Raw genomic sequence first — 13,817 nt, forward strand, 5'->3', positions numbered from 1 at the left:
CGTGGCCGCGGGCGCCCTCGCGGGGCTCCTGCCCGGCGGCCGCTCCGTGGACGACGCCGCGCACCGCGCCGAGATCGGGAAGGCCTGGGACGCACCGGTACCGGAGGTCCCCGGCCGGGACACCACGGGGATCCTCGCCGCCGCGGAGGCCGGCGAGCTGGCCGCCCTGGTGTGCGGCGCGGTCGAGGTGGCCGACCTCCCCGATCCCGAGGCCGCGCGCCGCGCGCTCGACGCGGCCTTCGTGATCAGCCTGGAGCAGCGGGAATCCGAGGTCACCGCCCGCGCGGACGTGGTGCTGCCCGTGGCCGCGATGACGCAGCGCGCCGGCACGTTCGTCGACTGGGAGGGCCGTGGCCGCTCGTTCGCGGCGGCGCTCCCGACCCCGAGCGCACTCCCCGACGCCCGCGTCCTCGCCGTCCTCGCCGCCGCCATGCACGCGGACCTCGGGTTCACCGACTCCGACGGCGCGCGCACCGCACTGCGGAGGCTGGGCACCGTCGACGGGGCGCGGCGCACCGTCGACGCCCCTGTACCCGTGAACCTCCCGGAGCCGGGCCCCGGGGAGGCGCTGCTCGCCACGTGGCGGCAGTTGCTGGACCTGGGGCGCGCGCAGGACGGCGAGCCGAACCTGGCCGCGACGGCGAGGCCCCCGGTGGCGCGGCTCTCCGCCGCGACGGCCGCGGAGATCGGCGCCGCCGACGGCGAGCCCGTGTCGGTCTCCACCGAGCGGGGAACGGTCACGCTGCCGCTGGCGGTCACGGCGATGCCGGACCGGGTGGTGTGGCTGCCCCGGAATTCGCCGGGTTCGACCGTCGCCACGACGCTCGGCTCGGGCACGGGCGCCGTGGTGCGGATCGGGGTGGAGCGATGAACCGCCCTCCCTCAGTCCTCGGGCCGCACGCCCCCGTCGACCTCTCGGCGTTCGGCCGGGACCCGTGGTGGCTGATCCTGGCGAAGGCGGTGGGCGTCTTCGCCTTCCTCGTGGTCACCGTGCTCGCCGCGATCCTCATCGAGCGCAAGGTGATGGCACGCATGCAGCACCGCGTCGGGCCGAACCGGGTGGGCCCCTTCGGCCTCCTGCAGTCCTTGGCCGACGGCATCAAGTTGGCGCTCAAGGAGGGCATCACGCCGGCCGGCGTGGACAAGCCTGTGTACCTGCTGGCACCGATCATCGCCACGGTCCCCGCGTTCCTCGCGTTCGCGGTGATCCCCTTCGGCCCGGTGGTCTCGGTCTTCGGTACCCGGACCCCGTTGCAGCTCACCGATCTTCCCGTCGCGGTGCTGTACGTGCTCGCGATCACCAGCATCGGCGTGTACGGGATCGTGCTGGCGGGCTGGTCCTCCGGGTCGACCTACCCGCTGCTCGGCGGCCTGCGCTCCACTGCGCAGGTGATCAGCTACGAGGTGGCGATGGGCCTCTCCTTCGCCGCGGTGTTCCTGTACGCGGGAACGATGTCCACGTCGGGCATCATCGCCGCGCAGGACCGGGTCTGGTACGTGTTCCTCCTGTTGCCCTCGTTCGCCGTGTACGTGGTGTCCATGGTGGGTGAGACCAACCGCGCGCCGTTCGACCTGCCCGAGGCCGAGGGCGAACTGGTGGGCGGCTTCCACACCGAGTACAGCTCCCTGAAGTTCGCGATGTTCATGCTCGCCGAGTACGTGAACATGACCACGGTCTCCGCGCTCGCCACCACCCTGTTCCTGGGCGGCTGGCACGCGCCCTGGCCGCTGAACATGTGGGACGGCGCGAACTCCGGCTGGTGGCCGGTGCTGTGGTTCGTCGGCAAGGTGTGGGTGTTCCTGTTCGCGTTCATCTGGCTGCGCACCACCCTGCCGCGCCTGCGCTACGACCAGTTCATGCGGTTCGGCTGGCAGTTGCTCATCCCCACGGCGCTGGTGTGGATCCTGGTGGCCGCCGGTGTCCAGGCGTGGGCGCTCGCCGGCCACGACGCCACCGTCCTCGCGCCTGCCGTCTCGGTCCTGTTCACGCTGGCCGTGGTCGGCTTCCTGGCGTGGCGGCACCGCCGGCAGCAGGAGACGCCGCCACCGCCCGGCGCGGCCGACCTGTCGGTGCCCTTCGATCCGATGGCCGGTGGCTTCCCGGTGCCGCCGATGCCCGGCCAGTACCTCCCCGAGCCCACCCGCCGCGAGCTGAACGAGAAGCCAGAAAAGGAGGCCTCCCATGGCTGATCCCCTCGGCCTCGCCGGATTCGGCGTGACCCTGCGCACCATGTTCTCGAAACCCGTCACCGAGAACTATCCCGAGCAGAAGGAGCCCACCGCGGGCCGGTTCCACGGCCGGCACCAACTCAACCGGTACGCCGACGGACTCGAGAAGTGCATCGGCTGCGAGCTGTGCGCGTGGTCCTGCCCCGCGGACGCGATCTACGTGGAGGGCGCGGACAACACCGAGGAGGAGCGGTACTCCCCCGGCGAGCGCTACGGCAGCGTCTACCAGATCAACTACCTGCGGTGCATCGGGTGCGGGCTGTGCGTGGAGGCCTGCCCCACCCGGGCACTCACGATGACCAACGACTACGAGATGGCCGACGGCGACCGCACCGAGCTCATCTACGACAAGGACCGGCTGCTGGCGCCGCTGCAGCCGGGCGAGGAGGCCCCGCCGCACGCGATGCGCCCGGGCACCACGTCCGCCGACTACTACCGGGGCGAGGTGGACGAGTGACGGGCGAGGAGATCGCGTTCTGGGTGGTGGCGATCCCGGCGGTGCTGTTCGCGCTCGGCGTCGTGCTCGCCTCCAAGGCGGTGTACTCGGCGTTGTGCCTCGCGGCCACCATGATCCTGCTCGCGGTGGCGTACGTGTCGCAGGGCGCGATCTTCCTCGGTGTGGTGCAGGTGGTCGTCTACACCGGCGCCGTGATGATGCTGTTCCTGTTCGTGGTGATGCTGGTGGGCGTCGACTCCTCGGACTCCCTGGTGGAGACGCTGCGCGGGCACCGGGTGGCCGCCGCGGTCGCCGGCCTCGGGTTCGGGATCCTGCTGGTCACCCTGATCGCCCGCGCCACGCTGCGCGAGGCGTCCCCCGCGGGCGGCGGGCTGGAGCCGAATTCCGTGGAGGCCCTGGCGGACACGGTGTTCGTGCGGTACGTGTGGGCGTTCGAGCTCACGGCGGCGCTGCTCATCACCGCGACGCTGGGCGCGATGATCCTCGCGCACCGCGAGCGCATCGCGACCGCCCTCTCCCAGCGGGAGCTGTCGGTGCGGCGGTTCCGTGAGGGCCGCCGCGCCACGCCCCTCCCGAACCCGGGGGTGTACGCGCGGGGCAACGCCGTCGACCTCCCCGGGCTGCTGCCCGACGGTTCGCCCTCCCCCGACTCGGTCAACCACACGCTCACGCCTCGCCGGCCCGGCGACCGCCCCGCGCTTCCCGGCGCACCGACGCTCGACGACGAGCCGCCGTCGGCCGCCCGCCGCCTCGACGAGGAGGTGTCGCCGTGAACCCGCACCTGTACCTGTACCTCGCTGCCCTGCTGTTCGCCATCGGCGCGGCCGGGGTGCTGCTGCGGCGCAACGCCATCGTGGTGTTCATGTGCGTCGAGCTGATGCTCAACGCGGCCAATCTGGCGCTCGTCACGGCGGGACGCCTGCACGCGGTGCCGCAGGGCCAGGTGCTTGCCTTCTTCACCATGGTCGTCGCCGCCTCCGAGGTGGTGGTCGGCCTCGCCATCATCATCGCGATCTTCCGAGCCCGGCGGTCGGTCTCCGTCGACGAACCGCACCTGCTGAGGCGGTGACATGACCGGACTCCTCGCGGCTCTGCCGCTGATCCCCCTCGCCGGGGCACTGGTGCTGCTGTTGGGCGGCCGCCGCACCGACGCCTGGGGGCACCTGCTGGGCACCGTGGTCGCGGCCGCGTCCTTCGTCGTGGCCGCCGTCGCGTTCGCGCAGTTGCTGGCCCGGCCCGCGGCCGACCGCTCCGTGGGAACCGTGCTCTACCACTGGTTCTCCGGAGGCTCCCTGTCGGTGGACCTCGCACTGCGGCTCGATCAACTGTCGGTGTGCTTCGCGCTCCTGATCACCGGCGTGGGCACGCTGATCCACGTCTACTCGATCGGCTACATGGCGTCCGATCCTGGACGACGCCGCTTCTTCGGCTACCTCAACCTGTTCCTCGGCGCGATGCTCGTCCTAGTCCTCGCCGACGACCTGGTGGTGCTCTACCTCGGCTGGGAGGGGGTGGGTCTCGCCTCGTACCTGCTGATCGGCTTCTGGCAGCACAAGCCGTCGGCCGCGACCGCCGCCAAGAAGGCCTTCGTGGTCAACCGCGTCGGCGATATGGGCCTCGCCCTCGCCGTCGCCGTGACGCTGGCGACGTTCGGCAGCACCGGGTTCGGCGAGTTCCTCCCCGCCGCGGCGGCCGCGGAGGAGGGCACGGTCACCTGGCTGGGCCTGCTGCTCCTGCTGGCCGCGTGCGCCAAATCCGCACAGGTGCCGCTGCAGAGCTGGCTGGGCGACGCCATGGAGGGACCCACGCCGGTATCCGCGCTGATCCACGCGGCCACCATGGTGACCGCCGGCGTGTACCTCATCGTGCGATGCGGCCCCGTCTTCGAGGCGGCGCCCGTCGCGCAGGGCTTCGTGCTCGCGGTCGGCGCGGTGACGCTGCTCTTCGGCGCCGTGATCGGTTGCGCGAAGGACGACATCAAGAAGGCGCTCGCCGCGTCGACCATGAGCCAGATCGGCTACATGGTGCTGGCCGCCGGGCTGGGGCCCGCGGGCTACGCCCTGGCGATCGCACACCTGCTGGCGCACGGCTGCTTCAAGGCGGGGTTGTTCCTCGGCGCAGGTTCGGTGATGCACGGGATGGACGACGAGACCGACATGCGCCGGTACGGCGGCCTGGCGAAGGTCATGCCGGTCACGGCCGTCACGTTCGGCCTCGGCTACCTCGCGATCATCGGTATCCCGCCGCTCTCCGGCTTCTACACCAAGGACTCGATCATCGAGGCCGCCCTGGGCCACGGCGGCTTCGCCGGATTCCTCCTGGGCGGCGCCGCGATCCTGGGCGCGGCGATCACCGGCTTCTACATGACACGGGTGATGATCCTGACCTTCTTCGGCGCCCCGCGCTGGCGCGACGGCACACACCCGCACGAGTCGCCGAGCGTGATGACCGCACCGATGGTGGTGCTCGCGGTCGGCAGCATCGCGGCGGGCGGCCTGTTCGTCATCGGCGGCCGGCTCACCGACTTCCTGGCCCCCGCAGTGGGTTCGGCGCCGGAGGCGCATCACGCGGTCCCCGCCTGGGCGGTCACCGCGATCGTGCTCGGATCGGTGGCGGTCGGTGTCGCCGTGGCGGTGCGCACCACCCGCGCGGTGCCGCTCGAGGCACCGTCGGGCGTGAGCGCGGTGACCCGGGCGGCCCGTCGTGACCTGTACGGCGACGCCGTCAACGAGACCGTGTTCATGCGGCCCGGCCGGGCCGCGACGGCCGGGCTCGCCACGCTGGAGCACCGCGGCGTCGACGGTGCCGTCGGCCTCCTGCCCGGGGGCGTGCGCGCCGCATCGGGCGGGCTGCGCCGGTGGCAGACGGGCTTCGCGCGCAGCTACGCGCTCACCATGCTGGCGGGGACGGCGCTCCTCATCGGCGCTGCGGCGGTGTGGGTCTCATGAACGTTCCGTGGTTGACGCTGTTGTGGGCGGCCCCGGCGATCGGGGCCGTGGCGGCCGCCGCCCTGCCCCGCGCCGCGCGCTGGATCGGCCTCGTGTCCGCGCTCGCCGCGTTGGGGATCGGGGTCGGGTTGGCCGCGGTGTTCGACACCGCGGGCGGTTTCCAGTTCGCCGAATCGCACCGCTGGATACCGTCGTTCGGCGCCGGGTACCGGCTCGCGCTCGACGGGGTGGGGCTCGTGCTCGTGCTGCTCACCGCCGCACTGGTCCCGATCCTGCTGCTGGCCGGGTGGCGGGAGGCGTCCGGCGGGGGGCGCCGCGCGGGCGCGTACGTCGCGCTGACGCTGGCGGTGGAGGCCGGGGTCCTCATGAGCTTCGTGACCACCGACGTGCTGCTCTTCTACCTCGTCTTCGAGGCCATGCTGATCCCGCTGTACTTCCTCATCGGCGGATACGGCGGCACCGGAAGCGATCCCGCGGTCCGCTCCCGCGCCGCGGTGAAGTTCCTGCTCTACAACCTGGCCGGCGGGCTGATCATGCTCGCCGCGGTGGTGGGCCTCTACGCCGCGTCCGGCACCTTCGACCTGCGGGCGCTGGCCGACGGTGCCCGTCCCGGCCCGGGCCTCGCGCAGGACCTCATGTTCCTCGGCTTCCTGTTCGCGTTCGCGGTGAAGGCGCCGCTGTGGCCGCTGCACACCTGGCTGCCCGGCGCCGCAGTGCAATCCACTCCCCCGACCGCGGTGCTCATGATGGCGGTGGTCGACAAGGTGGGCACCTTCGGCATGCTCCGCTACTGCCTCACCCTGTTCCCCGACGCCGCGGCGAAGTTCGCGCCCTGGGTGGCGGTGCTCGCGGTGATCGGCATCGTCTACGGCGCGATGCTGGCGATCGCGCAGACCGACGTGATGGCTCTCATCGCCTACACGTCCATCTCCCACTTCGGGTTCATCATCCTCGGTGTGTTCGCCCGGACCGGGGACGCGCAGGCGGGCTCGGTGCTGTACATGGTGAACCACGGCATGGCCACGGCGGCACTGTTCCTCACGGCGGGGATCCTGGTGGCGCGGCGCGGAAGCCGGCGGATCGCCGACTTCGGCGGCGCGTGGTCGCGGGCGCCGAGGCTGGGGGCGGTCTTCCTCATAGCGGGCCTGGCCACGCTGTCGCTCCCCGGACTCGGCCCGTTCGTCTCCGAGCTCCTCGTGGTGGTCGGCACCTACCCGCGCTGGGCTGCGGCCGCCGTCGTCGCGGTGTCCGCGCTGGTCCTGTCCGCGCTCTACGTGCTGTGGACCTACCAGCGGATGTTCACCGGTTCCGCGCCCGACGAGGTGACGCGCACCGTCGACGACGCCCGGCCGGCCGAACTGCTCGTGCTCGTGCCCCTGGTGGTCGCGCTGTTCGCGCTCGGCCTGTTCCCGGCGCCGGCCCTGGACGCGGTGAACCCCGGTGTGGCGCCCACGGTGGCGGCGGTGGCCCGATGAACCCGTCGATCGAGTACGCGCAGATCCTGCCGATGATCATCGTGTTCGGCGCGGCCGTCGTGGGCGTGCTGGTGGAGGCGTTCGCACCGTCGCGGTCGCGCACCGTCGTGCACGGCGCGCTGGCGGGATGCGCCGTGGTCGCCGCGCTCGTCTCCGTGTGCGTCCTGGCCGCCGACGGTGCGCCGCCCCGCGCCGCACTCCTGGGCGCGGTGGCCGTGGACGGGCTCGCGCTCGCGATGCAGGGGATCCTGCTGGTCTCCGCGCTACCGGCGCTGGCGATGATGGTGGCGCGCCGGAACCCGCTGACGCACACCGAATCCGTCCCCCTGATGCTGTTCGCGCTGGGCGGCATGATGGCCTTCGTCGCGGCGGACGACCTGCTCACGCTGTTCGTCTCGCTCGAGGTGTTCTCGCTGCCGCTGTACCTGATGTGCGCGCTCGCCCGGCACCGCAGGCTGCTGCCGCTGGAGGCGGCCCTGAAGTACTTCCTGCTGGGCGCGTTCAGCTCCGCGATCCTCCTGTTCGGCGTGGCCCTGCGGTTCGCGGCGACGGGCGACACCGCGCTCGACGCGGCACCGCAGGACGCGGTGCTCGGGGTCGCGGGGGCCGCGCTCATCGGCGTCGGCCTGCTGTTCAAGGTGGGCGCCGTACCGTTCCACTCCTGGGTGCCCGACGTCTACCAGGGCGCGCCCACCCCGGTGACGGCGTTCATGGCGTCCGCCACCAAGGTCGCGGCGTTCGGGGCCCTGGTGCGGCTGACGCTGGTCGGCTTCGCCGATGTGCCGTGGCGGCCGGTGATCGCGGTGGTGGCCGTGGCCACTCTGGTGGTCGGCACCGTCGCCGCCGTGACCCAGACCGATGTCAAGCGGCTGCTGGCGTACTCGGCCATCGCGCACACGGGTTTCCTGTTGGTGGGTGTGTTCGCGGGTACCGAACGCGGCATGGGCGCCGTGACGTTCTACCTCACCGTGTACGCGCTGAGCACCGTCGGCGCGTTCGCCGTCGCGGGCGCCGTCCGCGAGTCGGGCGCCGACGGGACGCCCGAGGAGGTGGGCGAGTTGGACCGCTGGGCGGGGCTGGGCCGCACGAATCCTGTGCTCGGCGGCGCCATGGCCCTGTTCCTGCTCGCGTTCGCCGGGATTCCGCTGACCAGCGGGTTCATCGGGAAGTTCGCGGTGTTCGCCGCCGCCGCGGATCGTGGCGGCGCCTGGCTGGTGGTGGTCGGCGTCCTCGCCTCCGCCGTGGCGGCGGTGTTCTACCTGCGGGTGATCGTCACCCTGTACTTCGCGCCGCCGCACGAGTTCGCCCCCGCGCCGCCGGCGGTGGACCCGCTCACCGGATTCGCCATCGGGCTGGGCGCCGCGTCGGTGGTGGCGCTGGGCCTGTTCCCGCAGCCGCTGCTCGACCTGTTCGCCGACCTCACGGTGCTCATCGGGCGGTAAGTAGAATCGACCATCATGAGTGAGAAGCCGCTTCCGTTCAGCAACGGGCTGCAGTTGAAGCCGATGGGGGCAGTGCTGCTGCTGGTACTGGGCGTGCTCGTGTGGCGCCTCACCGACGCGACCACCACCACCGCGCGCCTGCTGTACGTCGCGGCCATCGTGTTCGAGATCCTCTTCTTCGTCGGGCTCATCTTCGCCAGCAGGCTGATCAAGCGCCAGCACGACAGGGCCGAGGCGGCGTACAGGGCTCAGGTCGCCGCGCAGGTGCAGGCGGCGCAGGAGCAGAAGGCCCGGGACGGGCAGGAGTCGAAGGCCCGGGACGGGCAGGAGTCGCCGAGCCCGGTGACATCGCCGAAGCCCGCGCCGTCGTCGGAGCCGGACCCGCAGTGACCACCGCCAAGCCACGGAAGCGGATGACCGCCGCCGAGCGGCGCAATCAACTCGTCGACACCGCGCGCTCGGTATTCGCCGACCGCGGCTACGAGGCGGCCACCATCGAGGAGATCGCGGCGAACGCCGGAGTCTCGAAACCCGTGGTGTACGAGCACTTCGGCGGCAAGGAGGGCCTCTACGCCGTGGTGGTGGACCGCGAGATGGAAATGGTCCTCGAGGTGTTCTCCCGCGCCATGCTCGAGGACCGGTCCAAGACGCGGATCGAGCAGATCGCGCTCGCGCTGCTCACCTACGTCGAGGAACGCTCCGACGGCTTCCGGATCCTCACCCGCAACAGCTCGGTCGAGCATTCCGGCGGCTACTCGACGCTGCTCAACGACCTCGTCGGGCAGGTGGAGAACCACCTGGAGGGCGAGTTCGAGCAGAAGCTGCTCGACCCCGAGCTCGCCCCGCTGTACGCGCAGGCGCTGGTGGGAATGGTCGCCATGACGGCGCAGTGGTGGCTGGAGGTGCGCACCCCGCCGAAGGAGGTGGTGGCGGCGCACATCGTGAACCTGTCCTGGTACGGCCTGACGGGGCTCAAGGACAACCCCGTCGCGATCGAGCCGAGCGCGCTGCCGTCCGACCAGGTCAGTGCTGCTCGCTGATCTGCACCGCCCGGGTGCCGGGCTCCAGCGCCTCGAACACGTGCGGCGCGTCGCCCGCATAGCTGATGAAGTCGCCCGGCGACAGCGTGACGGGCGCGTCGGCGGGCCCGACCAGGGCGGATCCGCTGCACAGGAGCAGGTGTTCGACGGTGCCCGAGGCGTGCGCCGTGGACTCGCGCCGCGATCCGGGCGCGGCGTCGATGCGGTACACATCGCGCCGCACGCCGGGCGGTGAGGCGGTGAGCAGCGTCGCCGCGTAGTCGGCGGAATCGGATGGGACGGTGGCGCCTTCGCCCGCTCGGACGATCTTCACCTCCATCGTGCCGCCGCCGAGCAGCTGCGCGAACGGCACCTCGAGGGCGTTGGCGAGCGCCCACAGGGTCTCGATACTGGGATTGCCGGTACCGGCTTCGAGCTGCGACAACGTCGACTTGGCCACGCCGGCGCGGCGGGCGAGCTCAGCCATGGTCCAGCCGACGCGGGCGCGCTCGCGCTGGATGCCGGCGGCGATCGCGAGAATGGGCACACTCGACATGTTCGGCAGAAACTCCCATCGTTCGACTTGACGAACAGTTGGCTCTAGGTCCATCGTAATGGACGTGCGTACGGAACAGCGAACGATTCGGAAGGACCCCCTCGCCCGGTCGGCGGCGCTACTGTCCGCCGCGGTCGGGTGCATCGGCCTCGCGTACGGGGCGCAGACCGTGGCCGCGGGCCTGCCCTGGTGGTTCGCGCCGGCGCTCGGCGTCCTGGTGCTCGCCGGTTCGGCGGAGATGCTGTTCGTCGGGCTCGTCGCCACCGGCGGCTCGCCGCTGCTCGCGCTGGCCTCGGGCGCCCTGGTCAACGTCCGACACCTGCCGTACGGCCTCGCCGCGGCACCGTACCTGGGCAGCGGCGCCGCCCGCCTCGCCCGGATCCACCTCATCAACGACGAGTCGATCGCGCTCGCCCTGTCGCAGCGCGATCCCGAGGCCGGCCGACGCGGCCTCACCTACGCGGGCGCCGGCATCCTCATCGCCTGGCCTCTCTCCGCCGCCGCCGGCGCGGGAATCGGCTCCGTGATCTCCCCCGAGGCGCTCGGCCTGGACGCCGTGTTCCCCGCGGTCCTGCTCGCCCTGCTCGTCCCGGCCCTGCGGGAGAAGAGGAATCGCAATCCGCTCGCGCTCGCCGCACTGCTCGCCCTGGCCGCCGTGCCGTACGCGCCGCCCGGGCTGGCGCCGGCGGTCGCGCTCCTCGCGCTTCCGCTGCTCCGAGTGACCTCGGGGGCCTGGCCGTGATCGCAGTGCTGTGCGCGGGCGCCGCGCTCGCGGCCGTGACGTTCGCGTTCCGCGCGGCGGGACCGGCGGTGGCGGGCAGGCTCGAGCTCGGCCCGGGCGTGCGGCGCACCGTCGACCTGTGCGCCCTCGCCCTACTCGCCGGCGTGATGGTCACGGCCGCCGTCGCGGACGGGCAGGAGGCCGCCGGCTACGCGCGGATCGCCGGCGTCGGCGTGGCGGGCGTGCTCGCGTGGCGACGCTGCCCGCTCCCCCTCGTGATCCTCGCCGCGGGCGGCACCGCCGCGGCCCTCCGCGCCCTCGGCGTCCACTGACTCCCCCGCCCGGCACAACCCGCCTCCGTCCGCGATCACCCCGCCTCCCGTCGTGGGTACCCGGCTCGCGTCGCGGGTACCCGGCTCGCGTCGCGGGGTCTCCGGCTCGCGTCGCGGGGTCTCCGGCTCGCGTCGCGGGGTCTCCGGCTCGCGTCGCGGGGTCTCCGGCTCGCGTCGCGGGGTCTCCGGCTCGCGTCGCGGGGTTTCCGGCTCGCGTCGCGGGGTTTCCGGCTCCCAGCCGGGAGAAGGCAGCCCCCATCCGATCCGGCGTCCCCATGGAAGCTGTCGAGGGGACGTCGAAAAACCATGGGGAGACCATCTCCCGGCTGGGAGACGGAACCCCCGCTGCAGCGGCCCACGCACGGCAACGGGGCAGGGACGCGGGTCGCGACGGTCCGCCGTCCGCGGTCGCAGCGGGAGGGAGTGTCAGGGGCGCGGACCCGCGCCGATGGGTGCGTTCACGAGGGTGGCGATGATCGCGCCGATGGACTGCCCGAAGGTCTGCAGCGCCGCGGGTTCGAGGCCGCTGCTGAGCACGTCGCGGATGTCGCAGCCCTTCGGCGCGGGCCCGGTGGAGTTCATCCGCTGCTTGATCCAGTCGATCGCGCCGCCGGCTCCCGTGATCACCACTGTGCCGTGCGTGGTCATCAACTGCGGCACCGGGTTCGGCGGCAGCTCCTCGCGCCGGTAGGTGACGGACGCACCGCCGCGGCAGTAGGAGTTCACCAGCTTGTCCGTGCCGGTGATCGGCGCGACCTCCTCGGTGATGCCGTTGTAGACGTAGGCGGGGACCTTCGGAATCCGGCCGCTCACACCGCGTTCGTCGATGGCCTTCCGGATCGCCGGGATCTTCAGCACGTCGTCGATCGGCTTGGAGAGGTTCACCCGGTAGTCGAACCACAGGTTCGAGACGACGTTCTGCGGCATGCAGTGCCGCCGGGTCTCGTTGACCCGGTCACGCCCGCCCCGGGTGAGCGCGCCGTCGAGCGCCTTCCGGAATGGCTCGGAATCCTTACCGATCGCGGAGAGCGCCAACGGGATCAGGCCCGCCAGCAGCGAGGTGTTGACGCTGCGCAGCGACGCCTCCAGGTCGCGCTCCGGTGCGCCGAACGCCGCCCCGCGGATGTTCAGCTCGGGCGCGTACTCGGGCTGCTCCTCGATGGTCCAGCTGCTCGCGATGGCGCCGCCGGAGTAGCCCATGAGGCCCACGGGGGTCTTCTCGTTCAGCCCGAGGCGCGAGAAGTTCTCGACCGCGCGGATGCCGTCGAGCACGGCCCAGCCCGGCTGGCGGGGCGTGAGGAAGCGGTCGTCCCCGCCGCCGTGGTCGGGCATCGCGACGGCCCAGCCCTCGTTGAGGCCGGCCGAGGCGAACAGCATCTCCGCCGCGGGCATCCCGAAGGTCAGCGGGCCGGACGGGTTGCCCAGTTCGACGGGGCCGCCCTTGGTCAGGGAGTAGGACGCCTGGCAGACGCGCAACGTCGAATCGGACGCGGCCTGGTAGGACAGCAGCTTCGTGGGCTTCTTCCCGCGGGGCACCATCACCGTGGTCACGGTCATGTCGGGCACGCCGTCCATACCGGTGGTGCGGTAGGCCAGCTGCCAGGCGTCGACGTTGACCGGCATGACCTGCAGGGAACGGACGCTCGTGGGCCGGCTGCGGACGATCTCGCCGGGCTTCATATCGGCGAGATCCGCCGGGGCGTCGTAGAAGGAGTCAGCCGGCGGGGCCGGCTCGACGATCGGCGGAACGGCGTTCGCGGGGGCGATCACCACTCCCGCGGAGGCGACCACCGTGGCGACGACGAGCACCGCACCCCGTCGAACGAATTTACGGAACCCGTGTGTCAGTTTCGCCACGGACCGAACCTATGGTGACTCGCGTCACCTGTCAACGCCCGGCCGCGGGACCGGTCAGTTCAGGCGCTGCTGCAGGTGCACGGTGATCGAATCGCCCTCCTGCTTCCCGAGTTCGCGACGGATCTTCGCGGCGACGGGGAGCTTGTGCGTCCCGTCGCCCAGCGCCATGAAGGAACTGGTGAACGGGATCCCGTCCATCGTTCCGGACACCTTCACGAGCCCTCGCGTGCCGAAGTACTCGGCGGACCCGTCGAGCTTCACGTACGTCCACCCGCCCTTCGCATCGCTGCGCCGCAGGACGGCGGTGAAGGTCGTGTCGAGCGGACCTGTGGTGGCGGACATGGCGTTTCCCTTCGGGTCAGTGGAGCAGTCCCACCGCGACGGCGATGAGAAGGAGCTTGAGGAGCCAGTCACCGGCGTGGATCGCGGCGGTCTGCCACGGGACCCGTTCCCCAGATGATCGAGCCGGTGAGCAGCACGGCGGGGAAGGTCACCCACAGCACGAGCGCGAGCGCCAGGGAGCCGGGGAGCGAGAGCAGGCCGGACCGGTCGGCGATCCAGGCGAACCCGGCCGCGACGACGACGGTGCGGAGCACCTCCGCGGCGACCTTGGCCGGCCCGAGCCTCCCCCGGTCGAGCGCGCGGCCCCCGAGCGCCCGCTGTTCCACCGGCGCGAGGAGCACGTAGTAGACGGAGCTGAGAACGAACGCCACGAGGGCGGCGACTGCGATACCTGCGACGATCATGACGTCCTCCTTTAGTACTAATGAGTACTCTACGC

16 protein-coding genes and 1 pseudogene are annotated in these 13,817 nt (G+C 72.0%); 13 read left to right on the top strand and 4 right to left on the bottom strand.

Annotated features, from left to right (window positions below; translation table 11 throughout):
- The 10 genes from BN39_RS01490 to BN39_RS01535 form a co-directional block, all read left to right on the top strand.
- The coding region (locus BN39_RS01490; protein WP_040765737.1) for a molybdopterin dinucleotide binding domain-containing protein at positions 1–871 on the top strand (871 nt) is incomplete at its 5' end.
- Positions 868–2,190, top strand: a complete 1,323-nt coding sequence (gene nuoH / locus BN39_RS01495) for an NADH-quinone oxidoreductase subunit NuoH (RefSeq protein ID WP_019200582.1) — start codon at positions 868–870, stop codon at positions 2,188–2,190. The genes BN39_RS01490 and nuoH, both read left to right, overlap by 4 nt.
- On the top strand, positions 2,183–2,686 hold the full coding sequence (nuoI, locus tag BN39_RS01500) for an NADH-quinone oxidoreductase subunit NuoI (protein ID WP_019200583.1): 504 nt from the start codon (positions 2,183–2,185) through the stop codon (positions 2,684–2,686). The genes nuoH and nuoI overlap by 8 nt, the downstream gene beginning before the upstream one ends.
- Positions 2,683–3,459 (top strand): NADH-quinone oxidoreductase subunit J, encoded by a 777-nt coding sequence (locus BN39_RS01505; protein WP_019200584.1) that lies wholly within the window; start codon positions 2,683–2,685, stop codon positions 3,457–3,459. The genes nuoI and BN39_RS01505 overlap by 4 nt, the downstream gene beginning before the upstream one ends.
- On the top strand, positions 3,456–3,755 hold the full coding sequence (gene nuoK, locus BN39_RS01510; RefSeq protein WP_019200585.1) for an NADH-quinone oxidoreductase subunit NuoK: 300 nt from the start codon (positions 3,456–3,458) through the stop codon (positions 3,753–3,755). The genes BN39_RS01505 and nuoK overlap by 4 nt, the downstream gene beginning before the upstream one ends.
- 1 nt (position 3,756) lies before the next feature.
- Positions 3,757–5,634 (top strand): NADH-quinone oxidoreductase subunit L, encoded by a 1,878-nt coding sequence (nuoL, locus tag BN39_RS01515; protein WP_019200586.1) that lies wholly within the window; start codon positions 3,757–3,759, stop codon positions 5,632–5,634.
- On the top strand, positions 5,631–7,109 hold the full coding sequence (locus tag BN39_RS01520; protein WP_019200587.1) for an NADH-quinone oxidoreductase subunit M: 1,479 nt from the start codon (positions 5,631–5,633) through the stop codon (positions 7,107–7,109). The genes nuoL and BN39_RS01520 overlap by 4 nt, the downstream gene beginning before the upstream one ends.
- Complete coding sequence (gene nuoN / locus BN39_RS01525) at positions 7,106–8,551, top strand: NADH-quinone oxidoreductase subunit NuoN (protein ID WP_019200588.1); 1,446 nt, start codon at positions 7,106–7,108, stop codon at positions 8,549–8,551. Before BN39_RS01520 ends, nuoN begins: the two co-directional genes overlap by 4 nt.
- A gap of 15 nt (positions 8,552–8,566) precedes the next feature.
- Entirely contained in the window at positions 8,567–8,941 is a 375-nt protein-coding gene (locus BN39_RS23360) for a hypothetical protein (RefSeq protein WP_019200589.1), read from the top strand.
- Between the two features lie 23 nt (positions 8,942–8,964).
- Complete coding sequence (locus tag BN39_RS01535; RefSeq protein WP_051158911.1) at positions 8,965–9,591, top strand: TetR/AcrR family transcriptional regulator; 627 nt, start codon at positions 8,965–8,967, stop codon at positions 9,589–9,591.
- On the opposite strand, the gene BN39_RS01540 is transcribed toward BN39_RS01535, so the two are convergent.
- Positions 9,575–10,126, bottom strand: coding sequence for a helix-turn-helix domain-containing protein (locus tag BN39_RS01540; RefSeq protein ID WP_019200591.1), 552 nt, complete (start codon positions 10,124–10,126; stop codon positions 9,575–9,577). The two genes, BN39_RS01535 and BN39_RS01540, sit on opposite strands and share 17 nt — an antisense overlap.
- Before the next feature lie 58 nt (positions 10,127–10,184).
- Between BN39_RS01540 and BN39_RS01545 the strand changes: the two genes are divergently transcribed.
- From BN39_RS01545 to BN39_RS24035, 3 genes and pseudogenes are all read left to right on the top strand, one after another.
- Positions 10,185–10,868 carry an AzlC family ABC transporter permease gene (locus tag BN39_RS01545; protein WP_019200592.1) on the top strand — a complete coding sequence of 228 codons (684 nt, stop codon included), beginning with the start codon at positions 10,185–10,187 and terminating at the stop codon, positions 10,866–10,868.
- Positions 10,865–11,179 (top strand): AzlD domain-containing protein, encoded by a 315-nt coding sequence (locus BN39_RS01550; protein ID WP_019200593.1) that lies wholly within the window; start codon positions 10,865–10,867, stop codon positions 11,177–11,179. Before BN39_RS01545 ends, BN39_RS01550 begins: the two co-directional genes overlap by 4 nt.
- 52 nt (positions 11,180–11,231) lie before the next feature.
- Positions 11,232–11,405, top strand: a pseudogene (locus BN39_RS24035) (hypothetical protein); the annotation flags it as partial.
- A gap of 200 nt (positions 11,406–11,605) precedes the next feature.
- Here BN39_RS24035 and BN39_RS01560 read toward each other — a convergent pair.
- The 3 genes from BN39_RS01560 to BN39_RS01570 form a co-directional block, all read right to left on the bottom strand.
- Positions 11,606–13,036, bottom strand: coding sequence for a lipase family protein (locus BN39_RS01560; protein ID WP_237741609.1), 1,431 nt, complete (start codon positions 13,034–13,036; stop codon positions 11,606–11,608).
- Between the two features lie 54 nt (positions 13,037–13,090).
- On the bottom strand, positions 13,091–13,378 hold the full coding sequence (locus BN39_RS01565) for a DUF1905 domain-containing protein (RefSeq protein ID WP_019200595.1): 288 nt from the start codon (positions 13,376–13,378) through the stop codon (positions 13,091–13,093).
- Between the two features lie 68 nt (positions 13,379–13,446).
- Entirely contained in the window at positions 13,447–13,782 is a 336-nt protein-coding gene (locus BN39_RS01570) for a DUF1761 domain-containing protein (RefSeq protein WP_019200596.1), read from the bottom strand.
- Positions 13,783–13,817 lie beyond the last annotated feature (35 nt).

Source organism: Tsukamurella sp. 1534, assembly GCF_000312385.1.
Taxonomy (GTDB): domain Bacteria; phylum Actinomycetota; class Actinomycetes; order Mycobacteriales; family Mycobacteriaceae; genus Tsukamurella.

Excerpts from the sequence above, each read along its gene's own strand:
- BN39_RS01520 (WP_019200587.1), top strand. The coding sequence starts at position 5,631 with ATGAACGTTCCGTGGTTGACGCTGTTGTGGGCGGCCCCGGCGATCGGG.
- BN39_RS23360 (WP_019200589.1), top strand. The coding sequence starts at position 8,567 with ATGAGTGAGAAGCCGCTTCCGTTCAGCAACGGGCTGCAGTTGAAGCCG.
- BN39_RS01540 (WP_019200591.1), bottom strand. The coding sequence starts at position 10,126 with ATGTCGAGTGTGCCCATTCTCGCGATCGCCGCCGGCATCCAGCGCGAG.
- nuoI (WP_019200583.1), top strand. The coding sequence starts at position 2,183 with ATGGCTGATCCCCTCGGCCTCGCCGGATTCGGCGTGACCCTGCGCACC.
- BN39_RS01535 (WP_051158911.1), top strand. The coding sequence starts at position 8,965 with ATGACCGCCGCCGAGCGGCGCAATCAACTCGTCGACACCGCGCGCTCG.
- nuoN (WP_019200588.1), top strand. The coding sequence starts at position 7,106 with ATGAACCCGTCGATCGAGTACGCGCAGATCCTGCCGATGATCATCGTG.
- BN39_RS01565 (WP_019200595.1), bottom strand. The coding sequence starts at position 13,378 with ATGTCCGCCACCACAGGTCCGCTCGACACGACCTTCACCGCCGTCCTG.
- nuoL (WP_019200586.1), top strand. The coding sequence starts at position 3,757 with ATGACCGGACTCCTCGCGGCTCTGCCGCTGATCCCCCTCGCCGGGGCA.
- nuoH (WP_019200582.1), top strand. The coding sequence starts at position 868 with ATGAACCGCCCTCCCTCAGTCCTCGGGCCGCACGCCCCCGTCGACCTC.
- BN39_RS01570 (WP_019200596.1), bottom strand. The coding sequence starts at position 13,782 with ATGATCGTCGCAGGTATCGCAGTCGCCGCCCTCGTGGCGTTCGTTCTC.
- BN39_RS01545 (WP_019200592.1), top strand. The coding sequence starts at position 10,185 with ATGGACGTGCGTACGGAACAGCGAACGATTCGGAAGGACCCCCTCGCC.